Consider the following 23,261-nt stretch of genomic DNA (forward strand, 5'->3'; position numbering starts at 1 on the left):
CGCGCAGACCACATCGAGTGATCAATCAGTGAATCGGCACGGAGAACGCCGCCGGTGCTGTACATGGGCTGCCGCAATTTCCCGCGGGCATGGCCCGCAACGTGAGGGGTAGCCGGGATTCATTCCCGCCCACCGCCGAGGACGGGAATGAATAGTGCAATTTTCCGCGAGTCCGAGGAGAAGCGTTGAGCGAGCAGAACATTTTCGTCATCGGCCTGAGTGATACCAATCTGCGCACACTGGAGGCCGTGCCGGACGCGGGAAAATACCGCTTTCATCAGCTGTTGACCATGGAAGAGCTGCAACACGGCGAAGTGTCCGTGCCCGAATTGCTGGAGAAGGCTCAGCGCATACTCGACGCGTTCGACGGCACCATCGACGCGATCGTCGGCTACTGGGATTTCCCGGTCAGCACCCTCGTCCCGCTGCTCTCTGAGCGCTACGGCACGCGGAGCACCAGCCTTGCGTCCATCGTCAAATGCGAGCACAAGTACTGGAGCCGGCTGGAGCAGCAGAAAGTCGTCGACGAGCACCCTCGTTTCGGCAGGGTCGACCTGGACGCGGCCGACCCACGCCCCCCGGAGGGCGTGGGATTCCCGATGTGGCTGAAGCCCGCGCTGTCGTACTCCTCCGAGCTGGCCTTCGGGGTCAAGAACGAAGAGGACTTCCGCGCCGCGGTGACCCAGATCCGGGAAGGCATCAGCCGGGTGGGCCGTCCCTTCGAGTACATCCTCGAGCAGCTCGACCTGCCCCCGGAGATGAAGGGCGTCGGTGGTCAGGTGTGCCTCGCCGAGGAGGCACTCACCGGCATCCAGGTGGCGGTGGAGGGGTACGTCCATCGCGGCGAGGTCACTGTTTACGGGGTGCTGGACTCGATCAACTACCCGGACAGTTCGTCCTTCCTGCGCCACCAGTACCCGTCAGCACTGCCCGAGCCGGTCATCCGGCGGTTGCACGATGTCTCGCGGCGGGTGATGCAACAGATCGGCATGGACAGCGCCACCTTCAGCATCGAGTACTTCTACGACCCGGGCACCGACGCGCTCAACGTGTTGGAGATCAACCCGCGGCACTCGCAGTCGCACGCGGAACTGTTCGAATACGTGGACGGCGTTCCCAATCACCACAACATGCTTCGCCTCGCGCTGGGCGAGGACCCCGGCCTGCCGCGGGGAGCGGGCCCCTACGCGATGGCCGCCAAGTGGTACTACCGGTGGTTCGCCGACGGTGTCGCGTACGGAGTCCCCGACGAGGAGGCCATCCGGCGCATCGAACGGGAGGTGCCGGGCGTGCGGGTCGACATGATCCCCGAGGAGGGACAACGGCTGTCACGGATGCCCGAGCAGGACAGCTACAGCTTCGAGGTGGCCCACATCTTCACCGGGGGCGACAGCGAGGAGGAGCTGCGGGAGAAGTTCGACCGCTGCGTCGCGTCGCTGCATCTCGACTTCGACGGGGCCACGTCCCCGGACCACCAGGAACAGCAGGACTGAGCCGAACGGAGAGAACCGTCGTGCGGCACCCCGCAGTCCGGGGCCACAGCCCGGGCCGGCCCAGCACAAGGAGGACACGCGTATGCGTTTCGTGAGCAACCTGCCCTTCGCGACGATGGACGAGGACGTCACCGTTCCCATGTCGGACGGCGTGCACCTGTCGGCACGGATCTGGCGGCCGCGGTCCTCGGACGCCGAGCCGGTGCCCGCGGTGCTGGAGTACATCCCCTACCGCAAACGCGACCTGACCTCGGTACGCGACTCTCTGCACCACCCGTACATCGCCGGCCACGGCTACGCCTGCGTCCGCGTCGATCTGCGCGGCACGGGAGAGTCGGAGGGGGTGCTCGCGGACGAGTATCTGGAACGGGAGCAAGCCGATGCCGAGGAGATCCTGGCATGGCTGGCGGACCAGGACTGGTGCGACGGCAGCACCGGCATGATGGGCATCTCGTGGGGGGCCTTCGCCGCCCTGCAGGTGGCCGCGAGGCAGCCGCCCAGCCTGCGGGCGATCGTCATCTCGTCCTTCACCGACGACCGCTATGCCGACGACATGCACTACATGGGCGGCGCCATGCTGTCCGACAACCTGGCCGAGGCGGGCACCATGTTCGCCTACGCGACATGCCCGCCGGACCCGGCAGCTGTCGGCGAGCGCTGGCGCGAGATGTGGCACGAGCGCATGGAGCACAGCCGTCCCTGGGTGCTGGAATGGCTGCGGCACCAGCGTCGGGACCCCTACTGGGAGCACGCCTCCGTCTGTGAGGACTACGCGAGCGTGCGCTGTCCCGTCCTGGCCTCCAGCGGATGGGCCGACGGCTACTCCAACGCCGTGACCCGCCTGCTGGGACGTCTGGACGTGCCGCGCAAGGGACTGATCGGCCCCTGGTCGCACAAGTTCCCCCACCTGGGCGAGCCGGGGCCGGCCATCGGCTACCTGCAGGAGGTCGTCGCCTGGTGGGACCACTGGCTCAAGGGTGTCGACAACGGCACCATGGACGGGCCCATGCTGCAGGCCTGGATGCAGGACAGCGTGCCGCCCTCCACCTCCTACGAGGACCGGCCCGGCCGTTGGGTCGGCGAGCCGGAGTGGCCCTCACCGCACATCGAGACGACGACCCACCCGCTGAGCCGGCACCGCATCGGACTGCCCGGCGAGACCCCGGACGGCACGGAGGCCCTGACCGTGCGCTCGCCGTTGTCCGTCGGTCAGTTCGCCGGCAAGTGGGCGTCGTACAACGCGCCGCCCGACCTGCCGTACGACCAGCGTGAGGAGGACGGCGGCTCCCTCGTCTTCGACACGGAAGCGCTCACCGAGCAGGTGGAGATCCTGGGCTCTCCCAGCGTCGACCTCGACCTGTCCGTCAGCGAACCGGTGGCGATGGTGGCCGTCCGGCTCTCCGACGTGGCCCCGGACGGCAGTGCCACCCGGGTCACCTACGGGTTGCTCAACCTGACCCACTGCGAATCCGGCGGGAACCCCCGGGCCCTGGAGCCGGGCAAGCGGTACCGGGCGACGGTCCAACTCAACGGTGTCGCGCAGGCCTTTCCACCCGGCCACCGCATCCGCCTGTCGCTCTCCACGTCGTACTGGCCGCTGGCCTGGCCACCGCCCCGGCCGGTCCTGCTGAGCGTCCACGAGGGTTCCAGCAGTCTGTCCCTCCCGGTGCGCCCGACCCGTGAACCCGACCACCTGCCCCAGCGCCCCTTCGGCGAGCCCGAGGGCACACCGCCTCGCGCGACCACTCAGCTGACCCCACCGGAGCAGCGCTGGGAGGTCAGGCGCGACCTCATCGACTACCACTCGGCGCTGGAGATCGTGAAGGACCGCGGCCTGGTGCGTTACGAGGACATCGGCCTCGATGTCGGCCTGCGGGCCTATGAGCGGTACGCCTCCGTCGCCGACGACTTCACCTCCGTCAGCGGGGAGGCCGCCTGGACGATGCGCTTCCACCGGGAGGACTGGGACGTACGGGTGGAAACCCGCACCGTGTTGCGGTGCAGCGAATCGGAGTTCTTCGTGGACGCCACGCTCGACGGGTACGAGCACGACCGCCGGGTGTTCTCCCGCACATGGAACGAGACCCTGCCCCGCGACCTCCTCTGACTCGGCCCACGACCCGCGTGGCCGCCCCAGCGCCCTTCGCTACACGGGTGCGGCGCGGCGCGCGGTCGGCCGTCCCGTGGCCGGGTGCTGGTGTCGGTCCGGACGCCAGGTGGCGACGAGAGCCACGGCGAGGAGGAGTTCGGCGATGTCGCCCCCGTAGTACATGATCTCGGCGCTGCCCCGGACCTGGTCGATGGGAGCGTGGATGTCGGTCCAGAAGCCGCCGTAGACCATCTGTGAGATCACCGCGTGGGCCGCGATGGCCACGCCCAGGTAGACCAGCCGAGTCCGTACGCCCGGCCGTGCGGGTGCCGGGTCGGGGCCGGCGATGACGTAGGCGAACAGGCAACCGGACAACAGGAAGTGCGCGTCCAGCAGCCAGTGCGCTGCCGGGTGGTGCATGGTCCCGTTGTACAGAGGGGTGAAGTACAACACCGCCAGGCTGCCGGTGGACAGCAGCAGCGCCACGGCCGGGTGAGTGAGCACCTGGGCCGGGCGGCTGTGCAGCACCGTGGCCAGCTGACGGCCCCGGGTGGCCGGCAGGGTACGCAACAGGAGGGTGACCGGGGCGCCGAGGACAAGGGCCAGCGGGGCGTACATACCGACGAGCATGTGCTGGGCCATGTGGCCGCGGAAGTCGTCATGGGCGAACGGGGCGACGGGCGGGAGCAACGCGATCGCCAGCAGCCCGATCCCGGTCAGGAAGCCGGCCGTCCGCCCTCGCCCCCAGCCCCGAGCGGGATTGTGGCGGCGGGCCAGGTGGGTCAGCAGCAGGTAGGCGCCGGCGACGAGCAGCAGTGCGAGCGCGAGCAGAACCACGGCCGGCAGTCCGGTGGAAGTATCCTGGCCCCGGGCAGGCAGGTGATGGCCCATCAGGCACTCCGGGTCTCAGGGCCGCCGGCGGCCGGGGCGTCGGGTGACGGTGTGTCGGGTGCCGGCGTGTGGGGTGACGGCGTTTCGGGTGCCGCACGAGGTGCCATGGCGCCGGGGTCGAAGGGCCGGCCGCTGCGTTGCAGAAGGTATCCGCCGATGAGCAGCAACCCGCCCAGGACCAGGAACCCGGCGTCCCACCACGCCTGGTACGGCCCGCCATGAACGTGGTGGATACCCAGGATCTGGTGGTCCAGGAGTCCTTCGACGAGGTTGAAGAGACCCCAGCCGGCCAGAATCCAGCCCCACAGCACCCGGGAGGTCCACACCTGGCGCCGGTAGTGGGTGACACGGGAGTACAGGATGGCCAGTCCCAGCAGCACGGAGATCCAGCACACGGTGTGGAAGATGCCGTCCCACACCGTGTTCATCTCCAGGCCCGAGACGGTGTGGGGGTTGTAGTACTTCACCCCGATGTGGTCATGGTTCGTGCTGGTGAGCATGTGATGCCACTGCAGGAGCTGGTGCAGCAGGATGCCGTCGACGAACCCGCCCAGCCCCACCCCCAGCACGATCCCCGGCAACTGGATACTCCTGGGCGCCGCGCCCGCCCGGGCCTCACCGCCAGTAGTGGCCGCCATCGTGTGTCTCCGTCCGCCGTGCGCGTTTCGGGTCGGTGGACCCCGGAACAGCAGGTGTTCCCGCCCGCGTCCCGAAGGTCACACCGGCGGACGGTTTTGGCTCAGAACGGCGGCGCCGGCGTGGAAAAGCGGTCAGCGCCGGGCCGGGCGCGCAGGCGGCCGGTGGGTGGCGGGCTCCGCGACGAGCAACACGTGCTCCGGACGGGTGAGCATGACATCGATCGTGTCCGCGCCACCCACCCCGACGTACGACCGGCGAGGGGTCAGCGGGGCAGCCGGACCCGAGCGTCCGCGGGTGGAGAGCGACCCACGAGGCGTTCACCGCACCAACCGCTGCGTTCCGGCGCATGGCGACCCGGCATGGCTTAATCTGAGCGCCTGCCGGGCCCGAATTGGGGGGTGCCCGGCTTAAAACCCTTGGGGGGTCTTCATGCGCTACACCCGCACGCTCGCTGCCACCGTCATACCGGTCGCGGCCGGCGTCCTCCTGCTGCCCGCGCAGGCGCAGGCCGCTTCCGGCTCCGTCCACCTGACCAAGATCTACTACAACAGCCCCGGCTCCGACCTGCGTTCCAACAGCAGTCTCAACGCCGAGTGGGTCCAGATCAAGAACACGACGTCGAAGTCGGTCAGCCTCAAGGGCTGGACCCTGACCGACGCGTCGCGGCACAAGTACACCTTCGGCACCTACACCCTCGGGAAGGGCAGGACCGTCACCGTCCACACCGGCAGAGGCACCAACACCAGCGCCAACCGGTACCAGAACCGGCGCGCCTACGTCTGGAACAACGACCACGACAAGGCCACCCTGCGGAAGTCGTCGGGAAGCACGGTCGACACCTGCTCGTACAACTCGACCCGGGTCGCCTACAAGAACTGCTGACCAGCGGAGCGCGGAGTATGGCAGGCACGGGACGATGCGGCGGCATCCGTCAACAGACAGCGGCGCGCCGCTCGTCCCGAACTCCGTTGCTGCGGGGCATATGTGGCGCATAGTCGCATTTGACGGACCCCTTGCGCTGTACACGCCAAAGCCTCACACTGCACGCGTCCGGACAGCGGGTTTCCATTCCAGCTGAGCGGACGGTCGTTGCCCGTTGCTGTCCGGACGGGGTTCGGTACGCGTGGTCCGTGATGCCGCTGGGAGCCGGCGGCTGCCGTGAGGGAGCTCAAGATGTCGTTCTGGAACGCAGGAACCGCGTCGAAACGTCTGGGCGGCGGCATTGTCGCCCTCGCCGTGAGCACGGGGATGATCATTGCCGCAGCGCTTCCCGCCTCAGCGATCAACTCGTACAACGCGACCCCCGCGCCGGAGCGGACCGAGGTCGGCGCGCTGCTGGCTCAGTGGGACGACGACGCGGACCCTTCGACTCCCGACACGGTGGACTGGGTGTGTTCGGGGACCATGGTCGACAGCGACACCTTCGTCACGGCCGGACACTGCACCACCGACTGGCCCGCCGGGGTGCGCTTCTACGTGTCTCTGGACCAGGACGTGCAGTCCGGTCTCGACGCGGCGGCCGGCGCACACCCGGGGAACCCGTCGGCCGTCGCGGCGGCGGTGGGGGTCGAAGGGACCGCACACACGGACCCGGCCTACCCCGGCCCGTCCTCCGACCCGCACGACATCGCCGTGATCCAGTTGCCTGCCGAAGCGATTGCCGCGCGGTGGGCGTTCACCCCCGCAACCCTGCCCCGGGCAGGGGAACTCGGCGCTCTCGGGCCCCAGCGGCTGAACGCCACCCCGTTTTTGGTGGCCGGCTACGGCACCCAGGAGGCCACCCGCGGACCGGGCGGTCAGACGCATCCGGGCGGCGGCGTCCGGATGAAGGCACCGGTCACCTTCAACGCGCTCAACCCGTCCTGGGTCCGCCTGGCGATGACGGCGCCGCAGGGCAACGGCGGTGCCTGTTACGGCGACTCGGGCGGTCCGAACTTCGCCACGTTGGACGGCAGCTCGGTGCTCGTCGCGACGACCATTACAGGGGACTCCGCCTGCTACGCGACCAACGTCGCCTACCGGCTCGACTCTCCGGCTGCCCGGACGTTCCTCGCCGGGTTCGTCAGCCTTCCCTAGCCCGGCTCACCCATACCGGGCGCGACCACACCGGGCCCATCCATACCGCACCCCAACACCTCGGCCGATCCGCGCCCGGTGCCTGATACACGGCACTCGGCGCGCGGCGGACACGGCATTCCTCCTGTGCCGTGACACCGAGGTCTCACAGGAGTACCTGGCTGCGGCGGAAGCGACGTCCGCTCCTACCGGAACGGATCGCCTGCCGAGGTCGAGAACCCGCTCGACCACTATCAGAGGAGAGTCATATGCGAATGCGCGCACGGCTGTTCAGCATAGGTGTGGCGACGTTGGCGGCGATCCCGCTCGCGGCGCTCGGCACCGCTGAAGCCTCGCACGCCGCGGCCCAGCCCGCCCGGGCGAAGACCGCACACTCCTGCGCCGCCCCCCAGGCCGGCCACGCCTCCTGCAAGGCGATCGTCCGCACCGACATCACCTCCACGAGGTCGGTTTCGCCGCAGGCCACGCCCTCCGGCTACGGGCCCTCCAGCCTCCAGTCCGCCTACAAACTGCCCTCCGCGACCGCGGGTTCGGGACGTACGGTGGCCATCGTCGACGCCTACGACGACCCGACCGCCGAAGCCGATCTGGCCGTGTACCGCAGCCAGTTCGGGTTGCCCGCCTGCACCGCGGCCAACGGCTGCTTCAAGAAGACCGACCAGCGCGGTGGCACCAGGTACCCGCGCAAGGACGGCGGCTGGGCCCAGGAGATCTCGCTGGACCTCGACATGGCGTCGGCCATCTGCCCGAACTGCCACATCCTGCTGGTCGAGGCCAAATCCTCCAGCTTCGCCAACCTGGGCGCAGCGGTGAACCAGGCCGCCGCGACCCCCGGCGTGGTGGCGATCAGCAACAGCTACGGCGGTTCCGACGCCTCGGACGCCACCTACGGGTCGTACTACAACCACCCCGGCATCGCCGTCACGGCCAGCTCGGGTGACAACGGGTACGGCGCGAGCTACCCCGCTTCTTCGCACTATGTGACCGCCGTCGGCGGCACCACGCTCAACACCGCCTCGAACACCCGGGGCTGGGGCGAGACCGCGTGGAGCGGCGCAGGCAGCGGCTGCTCGACGTACAACGCGGCACTCAGCGCGGCCGCCTCCTTCGACACCGGCTGCGCCAAGCGGGCCGAGTCCGACGTGTCCGCCGTCGCCGACCCGTCCACCGGTGTGGCCGTCTACGACAGCACCGCGTACCAGGGCTACTCCGGCTGGATGGTCTTCGGCGGCACCAGCGTCTCCTCCCCCATCATCGCCTCGGTGTACGCGCTCGCCGGCAACACCGCCACGATCGACAACAACTACCCGTACACCCACTCCTCCGCGCTGTGGGACGTCACCTCCGGGAGCAACGGCACCTGCCCGACCTCCCAGTGGTGCAACGCCCGCACCGGCTGGGACGGCCCCACCGGCCTCGGCAGCCCCAACGGCATCGGCGCCTTCTGACCTGACCCCACACCCGGCCGGTCCCCGGATACCGGCGCCGGGCCGGAGGGCATCGCCACCCGCCCTCCGGCCCGTTTCTGGCGGATAACTTTGCAGGTCGGAGAAAGATCTAACGGGCAGACGAGTCGGGCTGTACGCCGGGTTCTGTCGCCCGGTCGCCTCGCGGCGGCCGGGGAGACGGCCATCCATCTAGGACCGGCATTGCTGCCGGCCTCCTGCGGTCTACCCGCGAACTCGGGCGGGCCGCCCTCGAACGTTCGCGCAAAGCCGTCTTGCGACGGCCTCTCTTGACCTTGCTCCAGGTGGGGTTTACCTAGCCGCCTGAGTCACCTCAGGCGCTGGTGGTCTCTTACACCACCGTTTCACCCTTACCGGAGCCGCCCTCTTTCGAGAGCACAGCCCCGGCGGTCTGTTTTCTGTGGCACTGTCCCGCGGGTCACCCCGGGTGGCCGTTAGCCACCACCTTGCCCTGTGGAGCCCGGACGTTCCTCGGGAAGATCCGGAGGATCTCCACGCGGCCGTCCGCCCGGCTCGTCTGCCGTGTTGACCATGGTACCCGGCCCGACGGGGAGGCTCAGACGAAGTCCGCGGTCTCCAGGTCGAAGGCGAAGGGCTCGGGCAGCGTCACGGTTTTGCCCAACGGGATCGTGCAGTGCTGGCGGTAGTCGTCGTTCTCGGGATCGCTGAAAAGCGTCACCGACGATGCCTCACGGTCGACGAGGAGGTAGAGCGGGATGCCGCCGCGGGCGTAGCAGCGGCGTTTGCCCTCTCGGTCCGCCTGTGGCTTGCTCACGGTGACCTCGACCACCAGCGCCACGCCCTCGCACGGCATCCAGGGTTCGGCGCCCCGGTACAGGCGCAGTTGCGTGGGGGCGAAGGTGCCGTCGGGGATGGTGTGGTTCTTCGGGCAGCCACCACCGCTGCTCAGCTTGAGGCCTTTGTTTCCGGCGAATTGCATAGGCGTCCTGGAACGTCGGATGACCTGCTCCAGGACCAACCCGATGTAGTCCTCATGATCCCCGTCCGGCGGCGGCGTCACGACGATCTCCCCCTCGATCAGCTCGGCCCGAAAGCCCTCCGGCGTTTCCAGCGCCAGGAAGCCATCCAGCAGGACCTCCGCCTGCGTGAGCGGTTCATGCGGCATGGCAGTCATGTCACGCCCCTTCCTCGGTCGCTCGCCAGACTGGGACATCAGCGGATTCACCGTCCGTGACTTGGGGGTTCTTCCCTCGATCGTGGCACATCGGGCAAGAGGTGGACGGAACTACGCCGGGACGAGCCGCGCCTTTACCCTTGCGATTGCCGCAGCTGCTGTACGTACGAAGGAGAACCGCCGTGCTCGTGCTCTTGCCGCCGTCCGAGGGGAAGGCCGCGAGCGGCTCCGGGGCCCCGCTCAAGCCCGAGTCGCTTGCTCTGCCCGGGCTGGCCGCCGCGCGCGCCACGGTGCTGGACGAGCTGGTCGAGTTGTGCGCGGCGGACGAGGAGAAGGCCCGGACGGTACTCGGGCTGAGCGAGGGGCTACGTGGCGAGGTCGCCAAGAACGCCGGGCTCCGGACGGCGGGTGCGCGGCCTGCCGGGCAGGTCTACACCGGGGTGCTGTACGACGCGCTGGGTCTCGCTTCGCTGGACCCGGCCGCCAAGCGCCGTGCCGCCAAGTGGCTGCTGGTCTTCTCGGGGTTGTGGGGCGCGGTGCGGATCGGTGACCGTATCCCCTCCTACCGCTGCTCGATGGGCGTGAAGCTGCCGGGGACCGGGGCGCTCGGTGCGTACTGGCGCGGGCCGATGGCCGACGTCATGCCGGAGGTGGCGGGCAACGGGCTGGTGCTGGATCTGCGGTCCGGCGCCTACGCGGCGGCCTGGAAGCCGAAGGGCGAGGTCGCGGAGCGTACGGCTTCCGTGCGGGTGCTGCACGCGCCGACCCGGAAGGTGGTCAGCCACTTCAACAAGGCGACCAAGGGGCGGATGGTCCGCGATCTGCTGCTGGCGGGCGCGGCGCCGGCCGGGCCGGCCGAGCTGGTCACCACCTTGCGGGAGCTGGGCTACGAGGTCGAGGCGTCGGCCCCCGACAAGGGCGGTAGGGCGTGGGAGCTGGATGTACTGGTGACGGAGATCCACTGAGTCGTTGCATAGTGTGCAACGCGCGTTGCGCAGGGCGGGCGCGGCGGGGCAGGATGCCGGTATGACTTCCGTGCTCGACCTTGCCCCCGTTGTCCCTGTCGTGGTGATCGACGATGCCGTCGACGCCGTACCGCTGGCGCGGGCGCTGGTTGCGGGCGGGCTGCCCGCGATCGAGGTGACGTTGCGGACCCCCGCGGCGCTGGACGCGATCCGGGCGATCGCCGCGGAGGTGCCGGACGCGGTGGTGGGCGCGGGCACCGTGCTGTCCCCCGGGACGGTCACCGGTTCGGTCGCCGCGGGTGCGCGTTTCCTGGTCAGCCCCGGGTGGTCGGAGCGGCTGCTCGGATCGATGCGGGATTCCGGGGTGCCGTTCCTGCCGGGCGTCTCGACGACGTCGGAGGTTGTGACGCTGCTCGAGCGCGGGATCACCGAGATGAAGTTCTTCCCCGCGGAGGCCGCGGGTGGCACGGCCTACCTCAAGTCCGTGAACGGGCCGCTGCCGCAGGTCCGGTTCTGCCCCACCGGCGGGATTTCGCTCAGTTCGGCGCCGTCGTATCTGGCGCTGCCGAACGTGGGATGTGTCGGGGGTACGTGGATGGTGCCCGCCGACGCGGTTGCCGCACGTGACTGGCAGCGGGTGGAGGAACTCGCGCGAGGTGCGGCGGGCCTTCGGGCCGGAGCGCCGTCCGCGAGCGCCGGCCGCGCCTGAACCGGCCGACGCATGAGGGGCGGCCGGTGACGGGCCGCGGCCTCACCGCAGATGCGACGTGTCGTTCAGCAGCCGTACCGACGCGTTGCCGTCCGCGTAGTACGCCACCTCCGAGACGGACGCGGCCGACAGCTCCATCCGGAACAGCGACTCGGGTGGCGCGCCCAGTGCGAGGCGGACCAGGGTCTTGATCGGGGTGACGTGGGTGACGAGCAGGACCGTGCGGCCCGCGTAGCGGGCGAGCAGCCGATCGCGGGTGGCTGCGACCCTGCGGGCGACCGCGGTGAAGCTCTCGCCGCCGGTCGGGGCGGCCTTCGGTGAGGCGAGCCAGGCATTGAGGTCGTCGACGTACCGCTCGCGCACTTCGCCGAACGTCAGCCCCTCCCAGGCGCCGAAATCCGTTTCCCGCAGGCCCTTCTCGATGGTGACGTCGAGCCCCAGGCGGCCGGCCACCGCGTCCGCCGTCTCGCGGCAGCGGCGCAGCGGTGACGAGACGACCGCCTGGATGGAGCCGCCTTCGGCGAAAGCGGCGGCGGCCCCTTCCGCCTGGGCGCGGCCGGTGGCCGACAGCTCGGGGTCCGTGCCGCCACTGCCGGAGAAGCGTTTCTCCGGGGTGAGTGCGGTCTCACCGTGTCGCAGCAGGACGAACGTCGCAGGGGTGCCGAGGTCCGCCGGGGCCGCCCAGCCCACGGTGGGCGCGGCCGGGGTGCCGGCCGGAGCGGCCAGGTCCGCCGTGGATACGGAGGGCTCCCACTGCTTGCCCCGGCTGCCCGCGTCCATCGCCTCGTTGGCCAGCCGGTCCGCGTGCTTGTTCCGGGCGCGCGGGATCCACTCGTAATCCACCCGGTCCGCCGGCACCAGCGCCGCCGCCTCCGCCGCCAGCGGCTTCATGGCGGGGTGCTTGATCTGCCAGCGTCCGGACATCTGCTCGACGACGAGTTTGGAGTCCATCCTGACCCGGATCCGGGCCGTCGGGTCCAGCGCAAGGGCGGCCCGCAACCCGGCGATCAGGCCCCGGTACTCGGCCACGTTGTTGGTGGTGACGCCGAGGTACTCCGCGGCCTCGGCCAGCGTTTCGCCGGTGTCCGGGTCGAGGACCACAGCGCCGTACCCGGCGGGCCCCGGGTTGCCCCGGGAGCCGCCGTCCGCCTCGACGACGAACGTCCGCATCAGATGCCCGAGTCGGCCGTACGCACCAGGATGCGGCGGCAGTTCTCGCACCGCAGAACCGTGTCCGGGGACGCCGCCTTGACCTCGTTGACCTCGGTGATGTTGAGCTCCAGGCGGCAGCCTTCGCAGCGCCGCTGGTACAGCCGGGCGGCGCCGACGCCGCCCTGCTGCACCCGCAGCTTCTCGTACAGCTTCAGCAGGTCGGCGGGGACGGAACCGGCGACGACCTCGCGCTCCTTGGTGAGCGTGGCGGCCTCCCGGTCGATCTCGCCCGTGGCCGTGTCACGGCGGGCGGTGGCGTCCTCGACCTTGCCCTCCACCGAGGCGACCCGCTCAGTGAGTTCGGCGGCCCGCTCCTGCGCGGACTCGCGCCGCTCCATGACTTCGAGGACCACGTCCTCCAGGTCGCCCTGGCGCTTGGCCAGCGAGGCGATCTCGCGCTGCAGGTTCTCCAGGTCCTTGGGCGAGCTGACCGCCCCGGAGTCGAGCCGCTGCTGGTCGCGCTGCGAGCGCTGGCGGACCTGGTCGACGTCCTGCTCCGCCTTGACCTGCTCGCGGGCGGTGTCGCTCTCCTCGGTCTGCACGGCGACGAGCAGGTCCCGCAGCTGGGTGAGGTCCTTGGTCAGCGAGTCGATCTCAGCGTGCTCGGGAAGCGACTTGCGCTTGTGCGCGAGCTGTGACAGCCGTACGTCGAGGGACTGGACGTCGAGAAGTCGGATCTGGTCGGCGTGCGCGGCGTTCAGTTGGGGGCTCCAGAAGTATCGGTGTCGGTGGCCGCGGCGTGGGCGGTCCAGGGATCTGTGACCGTACGGGAAACGTGGGTGCGCAGACCCCATCCGTTCCGGTCGGAAATTTCGTCGAGCTGGGCGGCCGCCTGGGTGCACCAGGGCCACTCGGTGGCCCAGTGCGCCGCGTCGACCAGGCCGAGGGCCGAGTGCTGCACCGCCTCGGACGCCGGGTGGTGGCGCAGGTCGGCGGTGAGGAAGGCGTCGACGCCCGCTGCACGCACCTCGTCGAAGAGGCTGTCGCCCGATCCGCCGCTGACCACCACGGTGCGGACCTGGGCGTCGGGGTCGCCGGCGATCCGGATGCCCTGCGCGGTGGCGGGCAGCCGCGCCGCGGCGCGGGCGGCGAATTCGCGCAGAGTCACGGGATGGTCGAGCTCGCACACCCGGCCGAGGCCCCGGCAGCCGTGCGGGTCGTCCGGATCGGGCACCAGCGGTCGCAGCACCCGCAGGTCCAGCGCACCGGCGAGTGCGTCGGAGACGCCCGGGTCGGCGGTGTCCGCGTTGGTGTGGGCGACGTGCAGCGCGATGTCCTGCTTGATCAGGGTGTGCACGACCCGGCCCTTGAAGGTGGAGGCCGCGACCGTCGTCGTACCGCGCAGATAGAGAGGGTGGTGGGTGACGATCAGCTGGGCGCCCAGCTTCACCGCCTCGTCGACGATGTCCTGAACGGGGTCCACGGCGAAGAGGACCCGGGTGATCTCCGCTTCCGGATCGCCGCAGACGGTGCCGACGGCGTCCCAGGATTCGGCCCGCTCGGGGGGCCAGAGGGCGTCGAGCGCGGAGAGGACTTCAGACAGACGGGGCACGGTTACAGGTTACCCGCGCCGGGTGCTCCGGCTGCCGGTCGGTCCCGGGACGGCGCGGGCAGCGGGGGAACGGCGGCGGCACCCCTGCTGACTCCGGGCGGCGAGCACACCCGGCGGCCGGTGCGCAGGGGAATTCGCCGACGGCCACCCGTATGTGTGAAGTGGCGCGTCGCGGTCGGGTCGGCAGGGCGTACGAAAACTAGCTTCGGTGTCCGGAGGTGACCGCATCATGACCGCCCCGGCTATGAAAACCGCTGTAGAGAGCGGTGCTGCCCGGCAGATGGATTTCACCATCGCCCATGACGGGTCCTACGCCGCCCGGCTGGCCCGCCACGAAACGGGCGGGTGGTTCCCCGAGCGCTGGACGCTGGACGGCCCCGAGCCGTACGCGGTGCGTCTGCCGGGCATTCAGTCCGAGGAGCCGGACTCCGACGTACTGCCGCTCGCCGACGGGCGGGTGCTGATCCGGCGGCTCACGGAGGGGCGGCACACCTTCTCGCTGCTGTACCCGACCGGCCCCGGCACCGGTGAACTGCCGCTGGGCACCGTCGAATGCGAGCAGCTGACCCTGCTCCCGCCCGCGCCCGGCGGGGCCTGTGCCTACGCCCTGCAGCCGGGTGAGCACACGACCACGGTGTGGCTGGTCGCGGGCGGCGCCTTCGGACCCGAGTACGTCACCGATGTGCCGGGGCGGTGCACCGGCGGGGTGTGGCTGGACCGGGCCGGCCGGATGCTCGCGCTGGACCGGGAGATCGACGGGGTCACCAAGGCGGTGGCGGTCGATCTGGAACGCGGCGGGGAGGTGACACCGCTGCTGCAGATCACCGAGGCCAGCGACGACCGGCTGCTGCTGGCAGACCCCGACAGCGGCCTGCTGTTGGTGCGGTCCGACGCACCGGGTTGCGAGCTGCTGGGCTGGGGGGTGCTGGGGAGCCGGCGGCCGGTGCGTTTCCCGGAGTGCCTGCATCTGGACGACGCGACGCTCTCGCCGTTCGCGGTGCAGCCGGGGCAGGTGCTGATGCCGGAGAGTTGCGGCGTCGCGCTGCGGATCGACGGCGGGTCGGCGAGCTGGCTGGGCGTGTGGCGGCCGGCCGGGCGCCGGTTGCTTCAGCTGGCCGGGCCCGCGGGGTGGCTGTCAGGCGCCGGATTGTGGAGCAGGGACGGGGTACTCCGGCTGCCGTACGCGACCGGCACGGTGCCCTGTGGAGTGGTCGATATCGAGCCGTTCGCGGGCGCTCCGGTCGACACCCCGTTCTACCCGGCGCATGACCACGCCGCCGATGGTCCGACTCATCCGATCACGGAACCTGCACAAGCGGATTGCGCAGGTCAGGAACCATTCGGCCCCCCGGAGACTCCTGTGGTGTGCAGGCCCGTACCGTTGCAGCAAGCTCCTCTGCGGAGCGGTCCGACAGCCGGCCGGAATTTCGGGCCTGCGCATATAAACAGCGATCACACGGGGTGATTTCCCATCATGTCTGAAGCCCGCACCGACACGGCCCAGACGCGTCCGCAGCCTGCGGCCGCCGACCGGGGCGCAGCCGGAGGCTCCGGAAAGCATCGAGGGGGTGCGGCTCCCACCGAGGCATCGGCGACGGAGACCAACGGCCGCCATCGCCGCTCGGCGGAGCAGCACTCGAACGCGGCCTGACCGACACTGCTGCACGTACGACCGGGCGAGGGTCGGTTCCTGTTACGGGAACCGGCCCTCGCCGGGTTTACGGACACCGGCCCTCGCCGGCTCAGTGGTGTTCGACGACGGTGTCGGCGAGGACCGGCGCGTCGTCCCGCTCGACGGCCGAGACCGCCACCTCGACCCGGCCGGGCGATTGCCACATCCGCAGCCGGAGCGTCTCGCCGGGAAAGACCACGCCGGCGAAGCGGGTGCGGTACGAGTCGACCCGGGCGACGTCGCCGCGAAGGAACGTGTCGACGACGGCCTTGAGGGTGATGCCGTACGAGCAGAGCCCGTGCAGGATCGGCCGGTCGAAACCGGCGCGCTCGGCGAAATCCGGGTCGGCGTGCAGCGGGTTCCAGTCGCCGGAGAGGCGGTAGAGCAGCGCCTGGTCGGGGCGGACCGGGCGCAGTTCGGTGCGGTCGGGCTCGCGGTCGGGGAGGGCGGAGCGCACCGACGGGCCGCGCTCACCCCCGAAGCCGCCTGCGCCGCGTACGAAGATCTGGGAGTCGCTGGTCCACAGCGGGCCCGAGTGGTCGGCCACCTCGGAGCGCTGCACGATGACCGCCGCACTGCCCTTGTCGTACACGGCCAGGACCCGGGAGGTGGAGACCGCCGATCCCCTGACGGGAAGGGGCCGGTGCAGGGTGAGGGTCTGGCCCCCGTGCAGCACCTTGGCCAGGTCGACCTCGATGCCGGGGGCGGAGAGGCCGGTGGTCAGGGCCATTTCGCCACCGGCGACGGTCGCGAAGCTCGGCAGGACCTGCAGCCGGGATTCGAGGGTGTAGCGCAGTTCGTCGGGGTCGGTGGCGGCCAGGCCGGCGCCGATGCCGAGGTGGTAGAGCTGGATGTCCTTGTGGTCCCAGGTGATCTCGCGGGAACGGGGCTCCGCGGCGACGGCCCGGGCGGCGTCCATGGGCATGAGGTGGCGTGCTCCTCGGCGGTGAACGGGGCTCGGCGCGACCGTCCGGGCGGGATGGCAGGGGTACACCGTACGCCCCGTGACATTTGTCCCGGCCGAGTCCGTACAAGCGCATCTGCCCATGGTGGGTGCGCACTCCGTAGCGTGCTGGGCATGACGCAGACATCAGACACCGGCCTCGCGGTGAGCTTCGCCGGGGCGGTCAAGACCTTCGGCACGATCCGGGCCGTGGACGGCGCCGACCTGGAGATCAACCGTGGCGAGACGGTGGCGCTCCTGGGGCGCAACGGGGCCGGCAAGTCCACCACCATCAGTCTGCTGCTGGGGCTCGACGCGCCGGACGCGGGCCGGGTGCGGCTGTTCGGTCGCGCTCCGGAAGAGGCCGTACGGGCCGGGCTGGTCGGCGCGATGCTGCAGGAGGGCCGGCCGATCCCCCGGGTGACGGTGCGCGAACTGGTCGCCTTCGTCGCGAGTACCTACCCGGACCCGCTGCCGGTGGACGAGGCGCTGGACATGGCCGGGCTCGGCGAGCACGGTGCTCGCCGGGTCGACAAGCTGTCCGGCGGCCAGGCGCAGCGGGTCCGCTTCGCCGTCGCGCTCGCCGGGAACCCCGAGCTGATCGTCCTGGACGAGCCGACGGCCGCGCTCGATGTGGAGGCCAGGCGGGCTTTCTGGGACTCGATGCGGGCCTACGCGCGGCGCGGCAACACCGTGCTCTTCTCCACTCACTATCTGGAGGAGGCCGACGACAACGCGGACCGCATCGTGGTCATCGACCGGGGACGGATCGTCGCCGACGGCAGCTCGGAGCTGATCAAGCGCTCGGGGGGCGGCAGCCTGGTCTCCTTCGATCTGGCGGGCCGCAGCACCGAGGGGCTTTCGCTGCTACCGGGTGTCAGCTCGGTGGAGATCCGCGGCGACCGGGCGTCGCTGCGGACCGACGACTCGGACGCCACGGTGATCGCCCTCGCGGAACTCAACGCGATCCGCGGCCTCGCCGTCGCCCCGGCGACCCTGGAGGACGCCTTCCTGACCCTCACCTCGCACGCATCCCTTTCCGAGAAGGCGGCTGTCTGATGCTGGAATACATCACGCTCGAAGTGCGGCGGACGCTGCGTGACCCCGGATTCGTCATCTTCGGCATCGGGATGCCGGTGATGATGTATCTGCTGTTCACCAACATCGGTGCCACCGGCGACGCCGACTCGGACGCCTGGAAGATCACCTCGATGGTCGGCATGGCGGCGTACGGCGCGCTGGGCGCGGCGCTGGGTGTCGGCACCGGAGTGGCGTCGGACAAGGCGATCGGCTGGCTGCGCCAGCTGCGGGTCACCCCGCTGGCGCCCTCGAAGGTGGTGCTGGGGCGGGCGATCGCCGGTTCGGTGACGGTGCTCCCCGGCATCCTGGCGGTGCTGATGGCCGGCGCGCTGATCAACGGCGTGCGGCTGGACCTCTGGCAGTGGGCGGCGCTCACGCTGCTGTTGTGGGCCGGCGCGCTGCCCTTCACGCTGCTCGGCATCGGCAACGGTTACCGGCTGACCGCGCAGACCACCGGTGTGGTGAACGTGGCCTCACTGATGGGACTCGCCATCGTGGGCGGCCTGTGGTTCCCCGTCGACGCCTTCCCCGGCTGGCTGCGGTCCGTCGCCCGTTACACGCCGACCAACCGCTTCGCCGATCTGGGCTGGTCCACCGCCGCGGGCAGCGCGCCGGGGCTCACCACCGTCGCGGTGCTGGTGGTCTGGCTGCTGGCGTTCGGTTCGTACGCGGTGATCTCGTACCGTCGGTCCGCGAGGACCGTGTGACAGGAGTAGCGATGAACAAGCCGGCCGAACTGAGGCGACGGCGCGCGCAGCGGCTGAAGCATCAGCGGGAGCACGGGCGGCCCGGCCCGCCGAACGCGTTCGCCCTGCTGCCGTGGTTGCTGCTCGGCCTCGGCAGTTTCTCCAATCTGATCGATGGCGAGTCTCCGAACCCCTGGGTCGGTGGTCTGGGACTGCTCACCTTCAACTCGCTCTACATCTCGGTGACCTTCCGTGCCTTCAAGGAGAAGGGGGCGAGCCGGACGACTCTCGCGCTGCTCGGCATCCTGGCCACGGTCACCTACGCGCTCGCCATCGGATACGGCAAGAACTGGCTCCTGTTCTTCCCGCTGCTCTCGCTGGCCGTCGGCACCACGCTGCGCAACAGACGGCTCAGCGTGGCGCTGGTCCTTCTCGGCGCCTCGGCCGGCTACATCTCGGGGCACGAGGGGCACAGCCCCTGGGACCCCTGGACCCTCGGCTACGGCACGTTCATCTCGGGCGCCGTGACGGCCGCGATCATGACGCTCTCCGAGACCGTGATGGAGCTGCGCGCCACCCGGCAGGAACTGGCCCGGACAGCGGTGGAGAAGGAGCGGCTGCGCTTCTCCCGTGATCTGCACGACCTGCTCGGCCACACGCTCTCGGTGATCGTGGTGAAGTCGGAGGCGGCCCGCCGGATCGCTCCCCGGGACATGGAGGCCGCGCTGGCTCAGGTCGCCGACATCGAGACGGTCGGCCGGCAGGCTCTCACCGAGATCCGGGAGGCGGTCACCGGTTACCGCGACGCCAGTCTCGCCGACGAACTGGACCGGGCCCGCTCGGCGCTGACCGCGGCGGGCATCGAACCCCTCGTACGGCAGTCGGGGCCACCGCTGGAACCGGAGAGCGCCGCACTGCTCGGCTGGGTCGTCAGGGAAGCGGTCACCAACGCGATCCGGCACAGCGGGGCGACGCGTTGCGAGATCATCGTGGACGGCGGCACCGGCGAACGGGTCCGGCTGGTGATCAACGACGACGGGCGCGGCGTAGGCTCAGCACCACCCGGCAGCGGACTGAAGGGGCTCACCGAGCGCCTCGCGGCGGCGGGCGGCTCGCTGGACGCCGGTCCCGGTCAGCGGAGCGGCTTCCGGCTGGTGGCCGAACTGCCGGTGACCGAACTGCCGGTGACCGAACGGCCGGTGACCGAACGGCCGGGGTGCGCGGACCGAGTCCCGGACACATCAGAAGAGTTGGAGCCCAGCGAATGATCCGAGTCCTCCTCGCCGAAGACCAGGGAATGATGCGCGGCGCACTCGCCATGCTTCTCGGGCTGGAGGAGGACATCGAAGTGGTCGCCCAAGTGGCCACCGGTGACAGGATCGTGGACGCGGCCCGCGAGGCGTCGCCCGACGTGGCGCTGCTGGACATCGAACTGCCCGGTCGCAGCGGGCTGGACGCCGCCGCTGATCTGCGCACGGCGTTCCCCGGCTGCCGGGTGCTGATCCTCACCACTTTCGGCAGGCCGGGCTATCTGCGCCGGGCGATGGAGGCGGGGGCGGCCGGTTTCCTGGTCAAGGACGGCCCGGTGGAGGAACTCGCCGCGGCGATCCGCCGGGTGCTGGCCGGCGAGACGGTCATCGATCCGGCGCTCGCCGCGGCCGCGTTGAGCGCGGGCCCCAGCCCGCTGACCGCACGCGAGTGCGATGTGCTGAACGCCTCCGTGGACGGCGCAACGGTCGCCGACATAGCGGGGAAGCTGCACCTGTCGGAGTCGACGGTTCGCAACTACCTGTCCTCGGCGATCGGCAAGACCGGGACCCGCAACCGGATGGAAGCGGTCCGCTCCGCCCGCCGGCAGGGGTGGCTGTAGCGACGGGAGCAGCAGGAGTGACCTGGTACCGCCGGGCGGCAAACGGACGGTGACGCAGATCACCCGCTCTCAAGCAGCGTTTATCGGAATATCCGAGCGTGGTCGGACGGTTTCACACTGCATCCACTTACGCCTCCGGAGGCTCCACGCATGGCACAGGCCGCTCCACGTCTGCCCGAGATCACCCCAGAGATCCACGCAGAGGAAAAGCGCACCCGCGGCGGGGGCGGGGTCGTTCCCGTCCTCGCCTTCGCAGGCATCGTCGTCGCGGTCATGCAGACCCTGCTCGTCCCGGTCATCAAGGACCTGCCGGCGCTGCTCGACACGTCAGCGTCCAACGCGACCTGGGTCGTGACGGCCACCCTCCTCGCGGGCGCGGTCGCCACCCCCATCATGGGCCGGCTCGGTGACCTCTACGGCAAGCGGCGGATGCTGCTCGCCAGCCTCGCCGTGATGGTCGTCGGCTCGCTGATCTGTGGTGTCACCGACAACTTGCTGATCATGATCGTCGGCCGTTCGCTGCAGGGCGTGGCCATGGGGGCCATCCCGCTCGGCATCGGCATCATGCGCGACGAGCTGCCCCGCGAGAAGCTCGGCTCGGCCATGGCGCTGATGAGCTCCTCCATCGGCGTGGGCGGCGGGCTCGCCCTGCCGGCCGCGGCGCTGGTGGCCCAGCATGCCGACTGGCACATCCTGTTCTTCGGGGCCGCCGGACTCGGCGTCGTCTCGATGGTGCTCACGGTGATCTTCGTGCCGGAGTCCTCGGTGCGCGCCCGTGGCTCCTTCGACCACCTCGGCGCGATCGGTCTCTCGGCCGGTCTGGTCTGCCTGCTGCTCCCGATCACCAAGGGATCGGACTGGGGCTGGAGTTCGGGCAGCACGCTCGGATTCTTCGCCGGTGCGCTCGCCATCCTGCTGCTGTGGGGTGTGATGGAACTGCGCATCGCCGCCCCGCTGGTGGACCTGCGTACCACCGTGCGCCGTGAGGTCCTGCTCACCAACCTGGCCTCGATCATGGTCGGTGTCGCGTTCTACGCCATCTCCCTGGTCCTGCCGCAACTGCTCCAGCTGCCGAAGTCGACCGGATACGGTCTGGGCCAGTCGATGGTGACGGCGGGCCTCTGTGTTGCTCCGCTCGGTCTCACCATGATGTTCACCGCGCCTCTCTACGCCAGGATCGCCGCGAAGTACGGCCCCAAGGTCTCCCTGATGATCGGCATGCTGATCATCGCCATCGGTTACGGCGCGGGGCTCGGCCTGATGAGCGCGCCCTGGCAGACCATCATCATCTCGGTCGTCGTCGGCGCCGGCATCGGCCTCGCTTACTCCTCGCTGCCCGCGCTGATCATCGGCGCGGTGGACGCGTCCGAGACCGGCGCGGCCAACGGTCTGAACACCCTGATGCGTTCCATCGGCACCTCGGTGTCCAGTGCGGTGATCGGCATGGTCCTGGCGCACTCGTCGACCGCGTTGGGCCCGGTGTCCGTGCCGACCATGAGCGGCTTCCGTACGTCGTTCGTGATCGCCACCGGAGCCGTGGTGATCGGCCTGGCGCTGGCGGTCTTCCTGCCCTCGCGCAAGCGGACGGCCGCGGCCGCGGCCGCGCTCTCCAAGCCGGTCGCCACCAGCGATCCGATCGGCCAGGACGCCACCGGGACGACCACCAACGCCGTCGCGGGCTTCACCGGATTCCGCGGCAAGGTCCTCGACGCGGACGGCTTCCCCGTGCCCCGCGCCACGGTCACGCTGATCGACCGCCGCGGCCGCCAGGCAGGCATCACGGTCGCCGCCGACGACGGCACGTACGCGCTCGGCGTGCGGGCGGCGGGGACGTACATCCTGGCCGTCACGGCCACGGGCCGGCCGCCGCTGGCCACCCCGGTCTCGTACATGACCGTGGACGAACTGGTGACGGTGGATCTGCGGCCGGCCGCGGTCACGGCGAGCGTGCCGCAGTAGCCAGGCGGGCAGCGCCCGGACCGGCGGAAACGACATAGCGGGCCGGCCCCTACCATGGGTCGGCCCGCTGCCCTGCCCGACCGCCCTACGAGAAGGACCCTCATGGCCGCCCCCAAGCCGAACACACTGGCCGCGTTCCAGGCCGCCAAGGGCTTCATGCCCGTGGACGAGGGTCTCGCCCTCCACGACGCGGCGACCGACGCCGCCGCGCTCGGTCTCCCACTGCTCGAGGTCGGCACCTACTGCGGCCGCTCCACCCTGCTCATCGCGGACGCCGCCCGGGAAGCCGCGGTGACCGCGATCACCGTCGACCACCACCGGGGCAGCGAGGAACAGCAGCCGGGCTGGGAGTACCACGACCCGGAGGTCGTGGATCCGGAGGTCGGCCTGATGGACACGCTCCCCACCTTCCGCCGCACCCTGCACAAGGCAGGGCTCGAAGACCACGTGATCGCCATCGTGGGCCGCTCTCCGCAGGTGGCGCGGGCGTGGGGTGGGCCCCTCGGGCTGGTCTTCATCGACGGCGGCCACACCGACGAACACGCCGGCGGCGACTACGAGGGCTGGGCCCCGCACCTGGCCGAGGGCGGTCTGCTGGTCATCCACGACGTGTTCCCCGACCCCGCTGACGGCGGCCGGGCCCCGTACCGGATCTATCGCAGGGCGCTGGCGTCCGGCGCGTTCACCGAGACCTCGGTGACCGGCTCGCTGCGGACGCTGCGGCGTACCGGGGCGGGGATCTGAGGCGGCGGCAGCAGCGGCGATAGGCTCGCGCCGTGCCGTACGACGACGATGACGACAACCAGCCCCGGTCCGCTCGCCGC

21 protein-coding genes, 1 other RNA gene and 1 pseudogene are annotated in these 23,261 nt (G+C 70.5%); 14 read left to right on the forward strand and 9 right to left on the reverse strand.

Annotated elements, in window-relative coordinates:
• Nucleotides 1–185 precede the first annotated feature (185 nt).
• On the forward strand, nt 186–1,493 hold the full coding sequence (locus tag AB0M87_RS27000) for an ATP-grasp domain-containing protein (protein WP_365857336.1): 1,308 nt from the start codon (nt 186–188) through the stop codon (nt 1,491–1,493).
• Between the two features lie 82 nt (nt 1,494–1,575).
• Nucleotides 1,576–3,600, forward strand: coding sequence for a CocE/NonD family hydrolase (locus AB0M87_RS27005; protein ID WP_365857338.1), 2,025 nt, complete (start codon nt 1,576–1,578; stop codon nt 3,598–3,600).
• A gap of 39 nt (nt 3,601–3,639) precedes the next feature.
• Here the strand turns inward: AB0M87_RS27005 and AB0M87_RS27010 are convergent, their stop codons facing one another.
• The 3 genes and pseudogenes from AB0M87_RS27010 to AB0M87_RS27020 all read right to left on the reverse strand — a co-directional run.
• Nucleotides 3,640–4,473, reverse strand: a complete 834-nt coding sequence (locus AB0M87_RS27010; protein WP_365857340.1) for a cytochrome c oxidase assembly protein — start codon at nt 4,471–4,473, stop codon at nt 3,640–3,642.
• Nucleotides 4,473–5,111 (reverse strand): DUF2243 domain-containing protein, encoded by a 639-nt coding sequence (locus tag AB0M87_RS27015; protein ID WP_365857342.1) that lies wholly within the window; start codon nt 5,109–5,111, stop codon nt 4,473–4,475. Before AB0M87_RS27015 ends, AB0M87_RS27010 begins: the two co-directional genes overlap by 1 nt.
• Before the next feature lie 174 nt (nt 5,112–5,285).
• Nucleotides 5,286–5,381: pseudogene (locus AB0M87_RS27020) on the reverse strand (Uma2 family endonuclease); the annotation flags it as partial.
• Nucleotides 5,382–5,541: 160 nt separating this feature from the next.
• Here AB0M87_RS27020 and AB0M87_RS27025 point away from each other — a divergent pair.
• The 3 genes from AB0M87_RS27025 (at nt 5,542) to AB0M87_RS27035 (ending at nt 8,636) form a co-directional block, all read left to right on the forward strand.
• Nucleotides 5,542–5,994, forward strand: coding sequence for a lamin tail domain-containing protein (locus AB0M87_RS27025; protein ID WP_365857344.1), 453 nt, complete (start codon nt 5,542–5,544; stop codon nt 5,992–5,994).
• Nucleotides 5,995–6,285: 291 nt separating this feature from the next.
• On the forward strand, nt 6,286–7,188 hold the full coding sequence (locus AB0M87_RS27030; protein ID WP_365857346.1) for a trypsin-like serine protease: 903 nt from the start codon (nt 6,286–6,288) through the stop codon (nt 7,186–7,188).
• A 248-nt stretch (nt 7,189–7,436) separates the two neighbouring features.
• Nucleotides 7,437–8,636 (forward strand): S53 family peptidase, encoded by a 1,200-nt coding sequence (locus tag AB0M87_RS27035; RefSeq protein ID WP_365857348.1) that lies wholly within the window; start codon nt 7,437–7,439, stop codon nt 8,634–8,636.
• 117 nt (nt 8,637–8,753) lie between these two features.
• Here the strand turns inward: AB0M87_RS27035 and rnpB are convergent.
• Together rnpB and AB0M87_RS27045 are read right to left on the reverse strand one after the other, a co-directional pair.
• Nucleotides 8,754–9,170, reverse strand: an RNA gene (rnpB, locus tag AB0M87_RS27040) — RNase P RNA component class A.
• Between the two features lie 40 nt (nt 9,171–9,210).
• A complete protein-coding gene (locus tag AB0M87_RS27045; protein WP_365857573.1) occupies nt 9,211–9,780 on the reverse strand; it encodes a Uma2 family endonuclease in 570 nt (189 codons plus the stop codon).
• A gap of 191 nt (nt 9,781–9,971) precedes the next feature.
• On the opposite strand from AB0M87_RS27045, the gene yaaA reads away from it, so the two are divergent.
• Both yaaA and eda read left to right on the forward strand, forming a co-directional pair.
• Nucleotides 9,972–10,754 carry a peroxide stress protein YaaA gene (gene yaaA, locus AB0M87_RS27050; RefSeq protein ID WP_365857350.1) on the forward strand — a complete coding sequence of 261 codons (783 nt, stop codon included), beginning with the start codon at nt 9,972–9,974 and terminating at the stop codon, nt 10,752–10,754.
• A 61-nt stretch (nt 10,755–10,815) separates the two neighbouring features.
• The gene (eda, locus tag AB0M87_RS27055; RefSeq protein WP_365857352.1) at nt 10,816–11,463 is read left to right on the forward strand and encodes a bifunctional 4-hydroxy-2-oxoglutarate aldolase/2-dehydro-3-deoxy-phosphogluconate aldolase; all 648 of its coding nucleotides are present in this window, start codon (nt 10,816–10,818) and stop codon (nt 11,461–11,463) included.
• A gap of 42 nt (nt 11,464–11,505) precedes the next feature.
• On the opposite strand, the gene AB0M87_RS27060 is transcribed toward eda, so the two are convergent.
• Genes AB0M87_RS27060 through AB0M87_RS27070 form a run of 3 tightly spaced genes read right to left on the reverse strand, consistent with a single transcriptional unit; the run spans nt 11,506 to nt 14,227 of the window.
• Nucleotides 11,506–12,636 (reverse strand): bifunctional RNase H/acid phosphatase, encoded by a 1,131-nt coding sequence (locus AB0M87_RS27060; RefSeq protein WP_365857575.1) that lies wholly within the window; start codon nt 12,634–12,636, stop codon nt 11,506–11,508.
• On the reverse strand, nt 12,633–13,376 hold the full coding sequence (locus AB0M87_RS27065) for a C4-type zinc ribbon domain-containing protein (protein WP_365857577.1): 744 nt from the start codon (nt 13,374–13,376) through the stop codon (nt 12,633–12,635). The genes AB0M87_RS27060 and AB0M87_RS27065 overlap by 4 nt, the downstream gene beginning before the upstream one ends.
• Nucleotides 13,373–14,227 (reverse strand): Nif3-like dinuclear metal center hexameric protein, encoded by an 855-nt coding sequence (locus tag AB0M87_RS27070; RefSeq protein ID WP_365857354.1) that lies wholly within the window; start codon nt 14,225–14,227, stop codon nt 13,373–13,375. Before AB0M87_RS27070 ends, AB0M87_RS27065 begins: the two co-directional genes overlap by 4 nt.
• A gap of 244 nt (nt 14,228–14,471) precedes the next feature.
• On the opposite strand from AB0M87_RS27070, the gene AB0M87_RS27075 reads away from it, so the two are divergent.
• Entirely contained in the window at nt 14,472–15,692 is a 1,221-nt protein-coding gene (locus AB0M87_RS27075; RefSeq protein ID WP_365857356.1) for a hypothetical protein, read from the forward strand.
• Between the two features lie 277 nt (nt 15,693–15,969).
• Here the strand turns inward: AB0M87_RS27075 and AB0M87_RS27080 are convergent, their stop codons facing one another.
• The gene (locus AB0M87_RS27080) at nt 15,970–16,824 is read right to left on the reverse strand and encodes a MaoC/PaaZ C-terminal domain-containing protein (protein WP_365857358.1); all 855 of its coding nucleotides are present in this window, start codon (nt 16,822–16,824) and stop codon (nt 15,970–15,972) included.
• A gap of 183 nt (nt 16,825–17,007) precedes the next feature.
• On the opposite strand from AB0M87_RS27080, the gene AB0M87_RS27085 reads away from it, so the two are divergent.
• The 6 genes from AB0M87_RS27085 to AB0M87_RS27110 all read left to right on the forward strand — a co-directional run bounded on the left by AB0M87_RS27085 (nt 17,008) and on the right by AB0M87_RS27110 (nt 23,181).
• A complete protein-coding gene (locus tag AB0M87_RS27085) occupies nt 17,008–17,901 on the forward strand; it encodes an ABC transporter ATP-binding protein (RefSeq protein ID WP_365857579.1) in 894 nt (297 codons plus the stop codon).
• A complete protein-coding gene (locus tag AB0M87_RS27090; protein ID WP_365857360.1) occupies nt 17,901–18,629 on the forward strand; it encodes an ABC transporter permease in 729 nt (242 codons plus the stop codon). The genes AB0M87_RS27085 and AB0M87_RS27090 overlap by 1 nt, the downstream gene beginning before the upstream one ends.
• Nucleotides 18,630–18,640: 11 nt before the next feature.
• The gene (locus AB0M87_RS27095; protein WP_365857361.1) at nt 18,641–19,876 is read left to right on the forward strand and encodes a sensor histidine kinase; all 1,236 of its coding nucleotides are present in this window, start codon (nt 18,641–18,643) and stop codon (nt 19,874–19,876) included.
• A complete protein-coding gene (locus tag AB0M87_RS27100; protein WP_365857363.1) occupies nt 19,873–20,478 on the forward strand; it encodes a response regulator transcription factor in 606 nt (201 codons plus the stop codon). The genes AB0M87_RS27095 and AB0M87_RS27100 overlap by 4 nt, the downstream gene beginning before the upstream one ends.
• A 150-nt stretch (nt 20,479–20,628) precedes the next feature.
• The gene (locus AB0M87_RS27105) at nt 20,629–22,437 is read left to right on the forward strand and encodes an MFS transporter (RefSeq protein WP_365857365.1); all 1,809 of its coding nucleotides are present in this window, start codon (nt 20,629–20,631) and stop codon (nt 22,435–22,437) included.
• Nucleotides 22,438–22,539: 102 nt separating this feature from the next.
• The gene (locus AB0M87_RS27110) at nt 22,540–23,181 is read left to right on the forward strand and encodes a class I SAM-dependent methyltransferase (RefSeq protein WP_365857367.1); all 642 of its coding nucleotides are present in this window, start codon (nt 22,540–22,542) and stop codon (nt 23,179–23,181) included.
• Nucleotides 23,182–23,261: the final 80 nt, after the last annotated feature.

Origin of the sequence: Streptomyces sp. NPDC051320 (assembly GCF_040682175.1) — a bacterium.
GTDB lineage: Bacteria > Actinomycetota > Actinomycetes > Streptomycetales > Streptomycetaceae > Streptomyces.